The 13,449-nt window shown below is 73.8% G+C and carries 12 protein-coding genes and 1 tRNA gene; 5 read left to right on the top strand and 8 right to left on the bottom strand.

Going from position 1 to position 13,449, the window contains the following annotated elements; translation table 11 throughout:
- Positions 1 to 132: 132 nt before the first annotated feature.
- From ACZ6O2_RS06390 to ACZ6O2_RS06380, 3 genes are all read right to left on the bottom strand, one after another.
- Positions 133 to 1,293: a branched-chain amino acid ABC transporter substrate-binding protein gene (locus ACZ6O2_RS06390; protein ID WP_350709241.1), complete on the bottom strand. Its 1,161-nt coding sequence runs from the start codon at positions 1,291 to 1,293 to the stop codon at positions 133 to 135.
- Positions 1,294 to 1,552: 259 nt separating this feature from the next.
- Entirely contained in the window at positions 1,553 to 2,722 is a 1,170-nt protein-coding gene (locus tag ACZ6O2_RS06385; protein ID WP_466022195.1) for a hypothetical protein, read from the bottom strand.
- A 148-nt stretch (positions 2,723 to 2,870) separates the two neighbouring features.
- Complete coding sequence (locus tag ACZ6O2_RS06380) at positions 2,871 to 3,491, bottom strand: ANTAR domain-containing response regulator (RefSeq protein ID WP_357456729.1); 621 nt, start codon at positions 3,489 to 3,491, stop codon at positions 2,871 to 2,873.
- A 104-nt stretch (positions 3,492 to 3,595) separates the two neighbouring features.
- Between ACZ6O2_RS06380 and ACZ6O2_RS06375 the strand changes: the two genes are divergently transcribed.
- Together ACZ6O2_RS06375 and ACZ6O2_RS06370 are read left to right on the top strand one after the other, a co-directional pair.
- Positions 3,596 to 3,669: transfer RNA gene (locus ACZ6O2_RS06375), tRNA-Leu, on the top strand.
- A gap of 36 nt (positions 3,670 to 3,705) precedes the next feature.
- On the top strand, positions 3,706 to 4,452 hold the full coding sequence (locus ACZ6O2_RS06370; RefSeq protein WP_466022194.1) for a transcriptional regulator: 747 nt from the start codon (positions 3,706 to 3,708) through the stop codon (positions 4,450 to 4,452).
- Between the two features lie 265 nt (positions 4,453 to 4,717).
- Here the strand turns inward: ACZ6O2_RS06370 and ACZ6O2_RS06365 are convergent, their stop codons facing one another.
- Positions 4,718 to 5,896, bottom strand: a complete 1,179-nt coding sequence (locus ACZ6O2_RS06365; RefSeq protein ID WP_350709245.1) for a trans-sulfuration enzyme family protein — start codon at positions 5,894 to 5,896, stop codon at positions 4,718 to 4,720.
- Positions 5,897 to 5,979: 83 nt separating this feature from the next.
- Between ACZ6O2_RS06365 and ACZ6O2_RS06360 the strand changes: the two genes are divergently transcribed.
- The 3 genes from ACZ6O2_RS06360 (at position 5,980) to ACZ6O2_RS06350 (ending at position 9,305) form a co-directional block, all read left to right on the top strand.
- Positions 5,980 to 6,459: an Lrp/AsnC family transcriptional regulator gene (locus ACZ6O2_RS06360; RefSeq protein ID WP_466022193.1), complete on the top strand. Its 480-nt coding sequence runs from the start codon at positions 5,980 to 5,982 to the stop codon at positions 6,457 to 6,459.
- 76 nt (positions 6,460 to 6,535) lie between these two features.
- The gene (locus ACZ6O2_RS06355) at positions 6,536 to 7,546 is read left to right on the top strand and encodes an LLM class flavin-dependent oxidoreductase (protein ID WP_466022192.1); all 1,011 of its coding nucleotides are present in this window, start codon (positions 6,536 to 6,538) and stop codon (positions 7,544 to 7,546) included.
- A gap of 325 nt (positions 7,547 to 7,871) precedes the next feature.
- The gene (locus ACZ6O2_RS06350; RefSeq protein WP_466022191.1) at positions 7,872 to 9,305 is read left to right on the top strand and encodes a pyridoxal-dependent decarboxylase; all 1,434 of its coding nucleotides are present in this window, start codon (positions 7,872 to 7,874) and stop codon (positions 9,303 to 9,305) included.
- A 15-nt stretch (positions 9,306 to 9,320) separates the two neighbouring features.
- Here the strand turns inward: ACZ6O2_RS06350 and ACZ6O2_RS06345 are convergent, their stop codons facing one another.
- From ACZ6O2_RS06345 to pyk, 4 genes are all read right to left on the bottom strand, one after another.
- A complete protein-coding gene (locus ACZ6O2_RS06345; protein WP_466022223.1) occupies positions 9,321 to 10,295 on the bottom strand; it encodes a sulfite exporter TauE/SafE family protein in 975 nt (324 codons plus the stop codon).
- A gap of 232 nt (positions 10,296 to 10,527) precedes the next feature.
- Positions 10,528 to 10,998 carry an RrF2 family transcriptional regulator gene (locus ACZ6O2_RS06340; RefSeq protein WP_350709253.1) on the bottom strand — a complete coding sequence of 157 codons (471 nt, stop codon included), beginning with the start codon at positions 10,996 to 10,998 and terminating at the stop codon, positions 10,528 to 10,530.
- An 88-nt stretch (positions 10,999 to 11,086) separates the two neighbouring features.
- On the bottom strand, positions 11,087 to 11,971 hold the full coding sequence (locus ACZ6O2_RS06335) for an acyl-CoA thioesterase (protein WP_350709255.1): 885 nt from the start codon (positions 11,969 to 11,971) through the stop codon (positions 11,087 to 11,089).
- Entirely contained in the window at positions 11,968 to 13,416 is a 1,449-nt protein-coding gene (gene pyk, locus ACZ6O2_RS06330; protein ID WP_466022190.1) for a pyruvate kinase, read from the bottom strand. Before pyk ends, ACZ6O2_RS06335 begins: the two co-directional genes overlap by 4 nt.
- Positions 13,417 to 13,449: the final 33 nt, after the last annotated feature.

Genomic DNA, 13,449 nt, shown 5'->3' with positions numbered 1-13,449 from the left:
AATAGTCGGCTTGAGGGTCATAGGTCCCGCCCCCTCCTACCTACACCCCCAACCCCCCCCCCCCCCCCCCCCCCCCCCCCCCCCCCCCCCCCACCCGCGATCACAACTCAATCGCTGTAGCAGCGACCGGCGTCAGGACTTCGGGATCTCCTGATCCGGGACGACCTTGCCACCGACGACCTTGAAGGCCCAGACCTTGACCTGCGCCGGGTCGAGCTCGCCGCCCTCGACGAACTTGTAGCTCGCCGCGACGCCCTCGCCGCTGTAGCCCTTCACGAACTCCAGCAGGCCCGCACGGGTGGTCTTGCCCGCCTTGATGCCGGCGAGCAGGATGTTCGCCGCGTCGTAGGCCGTGTCGCTGTAGGTGCCCGGGTCGGTGCCGTTGAGGGCCTTGTACTCCTGGACGAAGGTGCCCCGAGCCTCGGCGGCCGGCGCGCACGGGCAGGTGAGGATGGTGCCCTCGGCCGCCGCCGCACCCGCGGAGGTGATGTACGCGGCGTCGTTCACGCCGTCACCGGCGATCAGCGGAGCGGTGACCCCGGCAGCGCTGAGCTGCTTGCGGATCAGGCCGGCCTCCTGGTAGTAGCCGCCGTAGAAGATGGCCTTGACGTTCGCGGCCTTGACCTTGGTGACCACGGCGGAGAACTCGGTCTGCTTGCCCTCGCCCTGGACCTTGTCCGAGCCGACGACCGCCGGGCCGAGCAGCTTCTTGACCTCGTCGGCCAGGCCGGCGCCGTACGCGGACTGGTCGTCGATGACGTAGACCTTGTCGGCCTTCAGCACGTTCTTGATGTAGTTGCCGGCCGCCGGGCCCTGGCTGAAGTCGTTGCCGACCGCACGGAAGAAGGTCTTCCAGCCCTGCTCCGCGAGGCTCGGGCGGGTCGCGGAGGGGGTGATGGTCACCAGACCGGCCTCGTTGAACAGCGGACCGGCGGCCTCCGACTCACCCGAGTAGGCCGGGCCGACGACGCCGAGGATCTTCGCGTCGTCGATGGCCTTCTGGGCCAGACTCGGGGCCTGGTCCGGGCTGCCCTGCGAGTCCAGCGGGACCAGCTCGACCTTGCAGTCGGCGTTTTCCTTGTTGTACTTGTCGACGGCCAGCTTGACGCCGTTGTTCTCGTTGATGCCGAGCGCCGCCGAGCTGCCGGTCAGCGCACCGAAGAACGCGATCTTGTTGCCACAGGCTTCCCCACCGGACGCCGTGTCGTCGCCACCGCTGGAGCATGCGGTGCCGCCGGCGACGAGTGCCAGCATGGCGACCCCACCGATAACGCGCGCGAGCTTCTGCCTCAAGGCCCGAACCCTCCTCCGTCCCATGGTCCGAACCACCCGCTGCCTATTGGCCCTTGCGGGGGCGGACGAACCAGACCGTCGTCGCCGGTCTGGGGCCGGACGCTATCCCACCTTTCAGCTGTGACGAAAGCCCCAGCGGAGCGGGTTGACCGAACCGTTACACGCCGTGGCGGATCGGAAACGATCGCTGTAAGAACCGTCGGCCATGAATGCCCCTAGCCTTCGTTTCATCGGTAACGGGCAGGTCAGCGCCCACTCCCTACCGATCGATGATCGAAAGCCCCGTCCACCAGGCACGAGACGCCTGGCCGTCATCGGCGACCAACACCAGTCGATCTCCCTGCGCCGCCACCGCCACCGCCGTGTTGCCGCCGTCGGGCACCACGGCAGGCATCGCCATCGTCCGCCACGAATCACCCGAATCGACCGAGAGCCACAGTCCGTGACCGCCGCCGTCCCCGGTCACCGCCACCAGAGCACGCCCGGCCGGCACCAGACCGTCGACCGACGACACCCCCGGCCCCGGCACGCCGAACCCGCCGACCCGCCGCCACGCGTCCCCGGCCAGCCGCCAGGCCGCGAACCCCTCACGCACCGGACCGACCGCCACCAGCCCGCCGTCGCCCACCGACGCCACCCGCTGCGCCTGGCCGCTCCCGTCGGCCGCCGGCAACGCCACCCGCCGCCAGGCACGGCCGTCCGCCGATGCCCACGCCAGGGGCGCCAGCGCGGTCGCGCCCGGCGGCAGCACCGCCCCCACCACCCACCAGCCCGACGCCACAGCGACCGCGTCGTACGCCACCGTCCGGCCGCGCCCGTCGCCGGCGAGCTCCGGCACGCCCTCCCGGATGGTGAACCGCTCGCCGTCGGGGGACGTCCAGACCGCCGCGCCGTCGACCCGGGCCCCCGCGATCAGCCAACCGGCCGGCCCGGCGGCCAACCGGGTCACGCTCACCGCCCGCGGCCCCGCGTACAGCTCGAAGGGGGCCGGCACCTCCCGCAGCGCGCCGTCCGGGGCCTGCGCCCACGTGCCCGTGCGGGGATTGCCGTGCACGCCGCCGTTCTTCGCCCCGAGAGCCGACACCCGCCCGTCCCGGCAGGCGGCCGCGTACAGCACGTGCTGGCGGCCGTAGAAACTCGACGCCGCCACCGGCAGCGCCGACCACGCCGCGCCGTCGGCGCTGCTCCAGGCCGCCGGCCGCGTCTCCCCCGCCGCGTCGGCCAGCCCGCCCACCACGTACCACCGGCCGGCGCAGGCCACGACGTCGCGCAACAGCGGCCGGCCGGCCGCGCCCGGCGGCGCGGGCAGGGTCAGCGGCTGCCACGCCGGGCGCAGCGGCTCGGCGGCGGGCTCCGCCGGGGCCCGGTCGCAGCCGGCCAGCAGCACGGCGACGACACCGAGCACCGCCACCAGCCGCCGGGACCACATGGGATCAGATGTTATCGATCGGCTGGCCCGCCGGGGAGCCCCGTCGCACGGGCCCCGCGTGTCGCGCCGTCGCTCCCGGGCCCGTCCTGCCGACCGCGACGGAGGGCCCGGCGCGGGATCCGAGCGGCCCGGCGGGTCGCGCCCCGGGTCAGGAGGCGGGCTGCGCGACCTCGCCGCCGGCGGTCTCGGCGAGGATCCGCTCGGCGACCTCCTTCATGGTCATCCGGTGGTCCATCGCCGTGCGCTGGATCCACTTGAACGCCTGCGGCTCGGTCATCCCGTAGGTCGTCATGAGCGCGCCCTTGGCGCGCTCCACGGTCTTGCGGACCTCCAGCCGGTCGGTCAGCCCGGCGACCTCCGACTCCAGCGCGGCGATCTCGGAGTAGCGGGACAGCGCGATCTCCACCGCCGGCACCAGGTCGCTCTTCTGGAAGGGCTTCACGAGGTACGCCATCGCGCCGGCCGCCCGGGCCCGCTCCACCAGGTCGCGCTGGCTGAACGCGGTCAGGATGATCACCGGGGCGATCCGGGCGCCGGCGATCCGCTCGGCGGCGGCGAGCCCGTCCATGATCGGCATCTTGATGTCGAGAATGACCAGATCGGGCTTGAGCTCCTCGGCGAGCCGGACGGCGGTCTCGCCGTCACCGGCCTCCCCGACCACCTCGTAGCCCTCTTCGACCAGCATCTCGGCGAGGTCCAGCCGAATGAGCGCCTCGTCCTCGGCGATCAGAACGCGCCTGCGCTCGACGTCCGTCTGCGTCTCGGCCACGAGCCACTCCCACCACTCTGTTCCCGGCACCCGCCGGTCCGGGTACCGTCGTGCCTAGCGTAGTGGGTAACCTATGTAGCGCCGCCACAGCGTGGGGTGGCGATGTCCCCGTATTCCAACTGGCAGAGAAGCGGAGCTCAAACCTCCGACAGTGTGGGTTCGAATCCCACCGGGGGCACCGAAACTGTCGCACGTACGCACCAAACTCGTCGGCGTGCATCCACCGGAAGTACGCGCACGAGCGCACCAGGTCCACCGCTCGGGAGCGACGGTCGCGGAGACGGCCCGCGCCGTCGGGCTTCCCTACCGCACCGTGTGGGAGTGGTGCCGCCGGCCCGAGGCCCCGGTCCGGGGCACGGCGCTGCGCTGCTTCCGTTGCCGTCCCGGCGTCGACAATCGGACTCAGGCCCGGGCCTACAGCTTCCTGCTCGGCCTCTACCTGGGTGACGGCTATCTGGTGTCCTCCGCCCGGGTGCCGGTGCTGCGAGTGGCATGCGACGGCGCGTGGCCCGGCCTGATCGATGCGTGCGACGCGGCGATGCGCGCGGTCCTGGCGGCTGCCGTCCAGCGGGTGCCGCAGCAGGGTTGTGTTTCCGTGCAGAGTTACGGCACGCACTGGCCCTGCCTGTTCCCTCAACACGGGCCGGGCAAGAAGCACGAGCGCCGGATCGTCCTCACCGACTGGCAGCGGGAGATCGTCACCGCCCATCCCGGCGACTTCGTCCGCGGCCTGTTCCACTCCGACGGGTGTCGGACCACCAACCGGGTGACGGTGCGCGGCAAGCAGTACGTCTACCCGCGCTACATGTTCGTCAACGAGTCGGCCGACATCATGGGCCTCTGCCAGTGGGCGCTCGACCTGCTCGGGGTCGCCTGGCGGATGAACCGCCGCAACTGCCTGTCGGTCGCGCGTCGCGAGGCGGTCGCCGCCCTCGACCGCCACGTCGGCCCGAAGTCCTGACCTGACGGTCGGAATCCCCGGCTGTTCGGCCCGATCGAAGGGGCCAGCCGCTCCGCGCGGTCGGAGAGACCAGCCGGCTCCGCGCGGTCGGCTGCTCGCCTCGCCCGACCCGGCGGGGCTTCGGCTCGACGAGTGGAATCCATGGGTGCGACGCCGCTCTTTGACACCCCTGGTGTTCCACCCGCGCCTCCAATGCGGCGGTCCGACGTGGCGAGGCGGCAGCCGTGCCGAGGTGCCGAGTCGTCGGGCGCGCGGACGTGCCGGCTCAGCCGAGTTCGGCGAGCGCCCGCGCCAGGTCCGCGCGCAGGTCCTCCGGGTCCTCCAGGCCGACGGAGACGCGCAGCAGCCCACCGACCGGCTTGGCCTCCTCCTCGACGGGCCGGTGGGTCAGCGAGGCCGGGTGCTGGATGAGCGTGTCGACCCCACCGAGCGAGACAGCGTGGGTGATCAGCCGGCAGCCGCCGGCGACGGCGGCCGCGGCGGGCGCGCCGCCGCGTACCTCGAAGGCGAGGAGGCTGCCGGGGCCGGCCATCTGCCGGCCGACGAGCCCGGCCGGGTCGTGCAGCGACGGGTGGTGAACCCGCGTGACGGCGGGGTGGGCGGCGAGCCAGGCGGCGAGTTTCTCCGCGCCGGCCTGCTGGGCGCGGACCCGCACCGGCAGGGTCTGCAGGCCGCGGTGCAGGAGGTACGCGCCGAGGGGGTGCAGGATCGCCCCGGTGAGCGCGCGGACCTGGCGCAGCCGGGCGGCCCAGTCGGCGTCGCAGGCGACGACTCCGGCGAGCACGTCGCCGTGTCCGCCGATGCTCTTGGTGGCGCTGTGCAGCACGAGGGCGGCGCCGTGCCGGGTGGGCTGCTGGAGCACGGGGGTCGCGACGGTGTTGTCCACGAGCAGGGGGACGTCGCCGGCGGCCTGCGCGAGGGCGGCGATGTCGACCAGGTCGAGGGTGGGGTTGGCCGGGGTCTCGGCGATGACCAGGGCGGTGTCGGGGCGGACGGCGGCGGCGACCTCGCCCGCGCAGGCCCAGGTGACGGTGGTGCCGAGCAGGCCGGTGGCGAGCACGTGGTCGGTGCCGCCGTAGAGCGGGCGGACGGCGACGAGGTGGCGCTTCCCGTCCCGGGTGGCGGCGAGCAGCGTGGCGGTGAGGGCGGCCATGCCGCTGGCGAAGGCGACGGCGTCGCCGGTGCCTTCGAGGTTGGCGAGGGCGGTCTCGAAGCGGGCGACGGTGGGGTTCCACAGGCGCTGGTAGACGGCGCTGCCGCCGGCGGGGAGCGTGCCCCCGGTGGCGAGGGTCTCGTACGCGTCGCCGCCGGCGCCGACGGACGGCAGGGGGTTGGTGGTGGAGAGGTCGATGGGCGGCACGTGGACGCCGAGGGCGGCGAGGTCGTCGCGGCCGGCGTGCACGGCTCGGGTGTCCACGGTCGTCATGCCGGAAGGATCGAACATAAAGCCAGCAGGGGGCAATAGTTCCGAAGATGATTCGGCCAGATTCCTTTGATTTGCGCGGCGGTTCGACGGAGGATGTCTCCATGGCCCCTGCGACGAACGATGTGCGGCGGTTCGCTGCCCTGGACGACACCGACCGGGCGATCCTGTCCGAGCTGGCCGCGGACGGCCGGCTGCCGAACAACGCCCTCGCCGAGCGGGTCGGGGTGGCCCCCTCGACGTGCCTGACCCGCACCCGCGCGCTGCGCGAGTGCGGTGCGATCCGCGGGTTCCACGCGGAGGTGGATCCGGCGGCGGTGGGGCTGCCGTTGCAGGCGCTGGTGTCGGTGCGGTTGACCGCGCACGAGCGGGCGGCGGTGGACGCGTTCCGGGCCCGGTCGGTGCGGCTGCCGGGGGTGGTGTCGGTGTTCCACGTGGCGGGCGCGGAGGACTACGTGCTGCACGTGCGGGCCGCCTCGGCGGACGCGCTGCGCGACTTCGTGCTGGACCACCTGGCGGTGGACCCGGCGGTGCTGCACACCCAGACGAGCCTGATCTTCGAACAGGCCCGCGGCCTGGGCTGAACACCCGGCGCGACGCGCCGCGTGAGCTTGGTTGCCCCGGGGAACAATTCGGGGGCCGGGCGGGTTGGCCAGCCGTGTGATCAACGTACCGCTGTCTGTTCTTGACCTTGCCCCGGTCGCGGCCGGCGCCACGGCCGGCGAGGCCCTGCGGCACACCACCGAGCTGGCCCGCCGCACCGAGGAGCTCGGATACCACCGGTTCTGGGTGGCCGAGCACCACAACATGCCGGGGATCGCGAGTTCCGCCCCGGCCGTGCTGCTCGCGCACCTGGCGGCGCACACGTCGACGATCCGGCTGGGCTCGGGCGGGGTGATGCTGCCCAACCACGCGCCGCTGGTGGTGGCCGAGCAGTTCGGCACCCTCGACGCGCTGCACCCGGGCCGGATCGACCTGGGCATCGGCCGCGCCCCGGGCACCGACCAGGTGACCGCGCTGGCGCTGCGCCGGACCATGGAGGGGCTGTCGGCGGAGGGCTTCCCCCGGGAACTGGCGGACCTGATGAACTACTTCACCGGCGAGCGGCCGGGGCCGATCACGGCCACCCCGGGTCGCGGGCAGCAGCCGGCGATCTGGCTGCTCGGCTCCAGCGGGTTCAGCGCCCAACTGGCGGGGATGCTGGGGCTGCCGTTCTCGTTCGCGCACCACTTCAGCTCGCAGCACACGCTGCCCGCCCTGGCGCTGTACCGGCAGAGCTTCCGCCCGTCGACGTGGCTGGCCGAGCCGTACGCGATGGTGGCGGTCAACGCGGTCTGCGCGGACACGGACGAGCGGGCGGAGTGGCTGGCGGGGCCGAGCGCGCTGTCGCTGCTGCGGCTGCGCTCGGGTCGACCGGGGCCCCTGGCCGCGCCGGACGAGGCGGCGGCGTACCCGTACACCGAGGTCGAGCGGGAGTTCGTGCGGCAACGCCGGGAGGGCCAGGCGATGGGCTCGCCGGAGACCGTACGGCGGCAGCTCGGCGAGCTGCTGGCGCGTACCGGCGCGGACGAGCTGATGCTGACCACCCTGGTGTACGACGTGGCCGACCGGGTGCGCTCGTACGAGCTGATCGCGGCGAAGGTGGCCGGTGGCCTGCGCCGGGACGGCTGAAACACGATCTTCACGTCGCCGTCACCGGGGAGACGCGCGGGCCGCCTAGGTTTGTCCCCGGTGGTGGTACGGCATCCCCGGTCGGGACGGGTCGGGGGTGCCGCGGTGTGGGGCACCGGGCCGCGGCTGTGCGGATTCCGCGGCTGCGGCCCGGTGCCTGCCCCACGCCCCGGACTTACCCACGCCTCCGGCCTGTCCTGCCGCCACGCCCCCGGCCTGTCCCGCTCCCGCCCCGACGCCGGGCGGGCGGGGGCCGGCAGCGCCGCCTCTCGATACGATCCGCCGTTTCCTTGCCGCCGGCCCGGATTATTGATCAACTCAGGGCGTGGCTGAGCACATGACCCCGGACGAGTTCCGACGCGCCGGGCACGCGGTGGTGGACTGGATCGCCGACTACTGGGCGACGGTGGGGCAGCGCCCGGTGACGTCGCAGGACCCGCCCGGCGCGGTGGCCGCCGGGCTGCCGGCCGGCCCGCCCGAGCACGGCGAGCCCGTGGCGGCCGTCCTCGCCGATCTGGACAGGCTGATCGCCCCGCGCCTGACCCACTGGCAGCACCCCGGTTTCTTCGGCTACTTCCCGGCCAACACCTCCGGGCCCAGCGTGCTGGGCGACCTGGTCAGCTCGGGGCTGGGCGTGCAGGGCATGCTCTGGGCCACCGGGCCGGCGTGCACCGAACTGGAGACGGTGATGCTGGACTGGCTCGCCGACCTGCTGGAGCTGCCGAAGCGGTTCCGCGCCGGCTCCGGCGGCGGCGGGGTGATCCAGGATTCCGCGTCCTCGGCGGCGCTGGTGGCGACCCTGGTCGCGCTGCACCGGGCCGGCGGCGGCCGGTGGCGCGAGGCCGGCGTCGACCGCCGGTACCGCGCCTACACGTCCACCCAGGGCCACTCCTCGATCGAGAAGGCCGCGCGGATCGCCGGGCTGGGCGCCGACGGCGTACGACCGATCGAGGTGGACCCCGGGACGCAGGCGATGTCCCCGGCGGCGCTGCGCGCGGCGATCGAGGCGGACCGGGCCGCCGGCGTGGTGCCCGCCATCGTGGTGGCCACCGTCGGGACCACGTCCACGACCGCGATCGACCCGCTGCCGGAGATCGGCGCGATCTGCGCCGAGTACGGCGTGTTCCTGCACGTCGACGCCGCGTACGCGGGGGCGGCGGCGGTCTGCCCGGAGCTGCGGTTCGGGCACGCCGGCCTGGAGTACGCCGATTCGTACTGTTTCGACCCGCACAAGTGGCTGCTCACCGGCTTCGACTGCGACGCGTTCTGGGTCGCCGACACCGCGGAGCTGATCGAGGCGCTGACCGTGCTGCCGGAGTACCTGCGCAACGCCGCCACCGAATCCGGAGCGGTGATCGACTACCGCGACTGGCAGGTGCCGCTGGGCCGCCGGTTCCGGGCGTTGAAGCTCTGGTTCGTGCTGCGCTGGTACGGCGCCGAGGGGCTGCGGGCGCACATCCGGTCCGGGGTGGCGCTCGCCGCCCGGTTCGCCGAGCAGGTCCGCGCCGACGACCGGTTCGCGCTGGTGGGGGCGCACCCGTACTCGCTGGTCTGCTTCCGGCTGCGCGCCGACGACGAGGTCAACGCGGAACTGCTGGCCCGGGTCAACGCCACGGGTCGGGTGCACCTGACGCACACCCGGGTGAACGGCCGGTACACGCTGCGCCTGGCCGTCGGCTCGCCGCAGACCGCCGAGGCCCACGTCGACGAGGCGTGGTCGCTGCTCCGCGACGCCGCGACCGCCCTCCTGCCCCGCTGACCCACCACTCCCCCGCTAGCGCGGGTCGGCCGTGCCGGCGGTCGGCACCGGGATCCGGGTGCTCGTGCCGGAGACGGACGCCGGGGCCGGGACCGGGGTCGCGGCGAGGGCCGCCGCGGCGACGGCCCGCTCCCGGCGGGTCCGCAGCAGCGCCCGGACGGCCAGCGCCAGGGCGGCGACCCAGGCGGCGGCGAGCAGCGCGTAGACCGCCGGTCGGGCGGGGCCGCCGAGGTCGGTCGAGCGCATCAGCGTGCGGGCGTTGGTCAACACGATCACGCCGCCGATCGCCGCGCCGAGCAGTTGGGCGGGGACGATCCGGACCAGCCAGGCGGCGACCGGCGCGGCGATCAGGCCACCGACGAGCAGCGCGGCCACCATGGGCAGCAGGAAGCCCTCCGCGCCGAGGCCGATGAGGAAGCCGATGCTGGCGGCGCCGGCGACCACGAACTCGGCCGTGTCCACCGAGCCGATCACCCTGCGGGGCTCCAGCCGGCCGCTGACCAGCAGGGCCGGCGTGGCGACCGGCCCCCACCCGCCGCCGCCCGTGGCGTCGACGAAGCCGGCGACCAGGCCGAGCGGGCCGAGGAAGCGCCCCCGCAGCCGACCGGCCCGCCGGTCGGTGCGCAGCGGTCGGGAGAAGCGCACCAGCAGGTACGCGCCGAGCGTGAACAGGATGCCGGCCATCCACGGGGCCGCCGACTCGGTGGAGATCGCGCTGAGGAAGGTCGCGCCGGCGAACGCGCCGACCGCGCCGGGGACGGCGATCCGGGCCACCACCCGCCAGTCGACGTTGCCGAACCGCCAGTGCGCCACCCCGGCGGCGAGCGTGGTGCCGATCTCGGCCAGGTGCACCGACGCCGACGCGGCGGCCGGGGCGACGCCCACGAGCAGCAGCAGCGTGGAGGAGGTCAGCCCGTACGCCATGCCGAGCGCGCCGTCGACGAGTTGCGCGGCGAGCCCGACCAGTGCGAGGACCAGCAGCTTGCGCACGAGCGCCCCCTGACTTTTCGGCATCTCCTATCGACTTGGTCGACAATGCGGCACGCGGGGTACCGGGGTCAAGACTCCGACCGGTCAGTGAGACGACAGTGGCGCGGGCCGGCGGCAGGGACGACGGTGACGACGGTCCGGGCGGCGGGGACGACGGTGACACCGGTCCGGGCGGCCGGGCGACGCGTCGACCGCCGGCGGGCGAGCCCCTACGCCGGCCGTTCGGCCCGGGTCAGGTCCAGGCGCGGGGGTCGGCGGCCAGCTCCGTGACCCGCTCGGGCAGGGTGCCGGCGGCCACGTCGGCGACGGTGACCAGTTCCAGGATCTGGCGTTCGCTGGCCCGCAGGGCGATCCAGACCTCCTGGAGGGAGCGGGCGGCGCCGTGGTAGCCGAGCTCCTCGGGCCGCTGCCCGCGTACGTGTGCGAGCGGGCCGTCGATCACCCGGATCACCTCGGCCAGCGAGATCTCCCCGCCCGGCCGCGCCAGCCAGTAGCCGCCCTCCGGACCGCGCTGGGCGTGCACGATGCCGCCGCGGCGCAGTTGCAGCAGGATGCTCTCCAGGAACTTCGGCGGGATCTCCTGGGCGCGGGCGATCTGCTCGGCGGTCACCGGCCGACCCCGCCCGGCCCCGGCACCGCCGGTCACCGAGGCGAGCTCGGCGACCGCACGGAGGGCGTAGTCGACCCGGGCGGAGAGGCGCATGCCGGCAAGATTAACGCGCTGGTCACCCCGGCCGGCCGATCACCCCTCGGCCGATCGGCCGACGGCGATGTGCCGCCCCGGCTCGGCGTCACTCCCCGACACGGCGCAGCAGCCCCTCCTGCACGGCGGTGGCGATGTGTCGGCCGTCCCTGGTGAACAGGCGACCCGTGGCGAGCCCCCGCGCGCCGGAGGCGGACGGGCTCCAGCAGTCGTAGAGGAACCACTCGTCGGCGCGGAACGGCCGGTGGAACCACAGCGCGTGGTCGAGGCTGGCCCCCACCACCCCGCCGGGGCCCCAGACCTCGCCGTGCACCGACAGCACCGAGTCGAGCAGGGTCAGGTCGGAGGCGTACGTCAGCGCGCAGGCGTGCAGCAGCGGATCGTCGGGCAGCTTGCCGTCGATGCGCATCCAGACCCGCTGGTGCGGGTCGGCCGGCCGGTCGCCGGGGCGCACCCAACCGGGCTCGCCCACGTAACGCACGTCGATCGGGCGCGGGATCTGCGCCCAGATGCCGAGCCGCTCGGGGTAGCGGGAGAGCCGGTCGGTCATCGTCGGGACCTCGTCCGGCCCCGGCACGTCGGGCGGCGTGGGCGCGTGGTGGTCCAGGCCCTCCTCGGGACGGTGGAACGACGCCGACATGAAGAAGATCGGCTTGCCGTGCTGGAGCGCCACGGAGCGGCGTACCGAGAAGGAGCGGCCGTCGCGGATGTTCTCCACCTCGTACGCGATCGGCTCGCTCGGGTCGCCGGCGCGCACGAAGTAGCCGTGCAGGGAGTGCACGAAGCGCGCCGGGTCGACCGTCCGGCCGGCGGCCACCAGGGCCTGGCCGGCGACCTGGCCGCCGTACACCCGCTGAGGGCCGACCGGCGGGCTCATCCCCCGGAAGGTCATCTCGCCGGTGTGCTCCAGGTCGAGCACGTCGAGGAGCTGGTCGACCGCGGCCTGGCCGACCGCGACCTCCCCGGCACTCACTGAAGCGCTCGCGCGGACGCGGCGTCGACCAACGACCCGAGCTGGTGTACGCGCAGCGTGTTGGTCGAGCCGGGGGTGCCGGGCGGGCTGCCGGCGACGATCACCACGTGGTCGCCGGGGTTGGCCCGGTTGAGCCCGAGCAGCGCCTGGTCGACCTGGCGGAACATGTCGTCGGTGTGCTCGACGAACGGCATCAGGAAGGTCTCCACGCCCCAGGAGAGGGCGAGCTGGTTGCGCACCTCGGGCACCGGGGTGAAGGCGAGCAGCGGCAGGTCGCAGTGCAGCCGGGACAGCCGCCGCACGGTGTCGCCGGTCTGCGAGAAGGCGACCATGGCCTTCGCGCCGATGGCCCGGGCGATCGAGGAGGCGGCGACGGTGAGCGCGCCGCCGTGCGTACGCGGGTCGTGCTGGAGGCGCGGCACCCCGATCGAGCCGGACTCGGTGGTGGTGACGATCTTCGCCATGGTGCTGACGGTGAGCACCGGGTACTTGCCGACGCTGGTCTCGCCGGAGAGCATCACGGCGTCCGCCCCGTCGAGCACGGCGTTGGCCACGTCGGAGGCCTCGGCGCGGGTCGGGCGCGAGTTCTCGATCATCGAGTCGAGCATCTGGGTGGCCACGATGACCGGCTTGGCGTTCTCCCGGCAGAGCTGCACGGCGCGCTTCTGCACCAGCGGGACCTGGTCGAGCGGCAGCTCCACGCCGAGGTCGCCGCGGGCGACCATGACCCCGTCGAAGGCCAGCACGATCTGCTCCAGGCAGTCGACCGCCTCGGGCTTCTCCACCTTGGCCAGCACCGGCCGGTGCACCCCGACCTCGGCCATGATGCCGTGCACCAGCTTGATGTCGTCGGCGGAGCGGACGAAGGAGAGCGCGACCAGGTCGACGCCGAGGCCGAGGGCGAAGCGCAGGTCCTCGGCGTCCTTCTCGGACATCGCGGGGACGCTGACCGCCACGTTCGGCAGCGAGACGCCCTTGTTGTTGGAGACCGGGCCACCCTCCGTGACCAGGCAGCGGATGTCGTTGCCGGTGACGTCGGTGACCTCGACGGCGACCCGGCCGTCGTCGATCAGCAGCCGGTCGCCGGGCTTGACCTCCTGCGGAAGCTTCCGGTAGGTGCAGGAGACCCGGTCCTTGGTGCCGAGAACGTCGTCGCCGGTGATCACGACGGAGTCGCCGGTGCGCCACTCGTGCGGGCCGTCGGCGAACCGGCCGAGCCGGATCTTCGGACCCTGCAGGTCGGCGAGCACGGCCACCGGGCGTCCGGCCGCCTCCGCGGCCTCGCGGACCAGCCGGTAGACCGCCTCGTGGTCGGAGTGGCTGCCGTGGCTGAAGTTGAGTCTGGCCACGTTCATGCCGGCCTCGACGAGCCCCCGGATCCGCTCCGGGGACGAGGTGGCAGGACCAAGAGTGCAGACGATCTTCGCGCGGCGTGTCACGCCCATCAGGCTAGTCTCTCCTCCGGGTCGGACTACGGG

The sequence above is a fragment of the Micromonospora sp. NPDC048040 genome (assembly GCF_055587185.1).
This window is presented reverse-complemented; position numbering and strand designations above follow the sequence as displayed.